This window comes from Pantoea sp. GbtcB22, from assembly GCF_019091025.1.
GTDB classification, from domain to species: domain Bacteria; phylum Pseudomonadota; class Gammaproteobacteria; order Enterobacterales; family Enterobacteriaceae; genus Pantoea; species Pantoea leporis.
Map to the genome: position 1 here is coordinate 1 of NZ_JAGXKB010000383.1, position 258 is coordinate 258.

Sequence of the window (258 nt, forward strand, 5' to 3'; positions counted from 1 at the left end):
CTTCGGCATGCGGCTGGTGTTCGTCTTCGACGGCCGCCCGCCTGTCGAGAAGACGGCCGAGATCACCCGTCGTCGCGCGGTTCGAGAACGGTATGTGGCGGACGCCGCCGCGGCGACGTCTGGGCCGCGGCCTCCAAGGACTACGACGCTTTACTGTTCGGCGCGCCGCGCCTGGTCCGCTTTCTGACCATCTCCGGACGGGAGTTCCTGCCCGCCCAGCGGACATCCCGGCCGATCACGCCGGAGTTGATCGACTTG

At 68.6% G+C, this 258-nt stretch carries 1 pseudogene; it reads left to right on the forward strand.

Annotation, left to right across the window (positions count from 1 at the left end):
• Positions 1-258, forward strand: a pseudogene (locus tag KVT28_RS25550) (hypothetical protein); the annotation flags it as partial.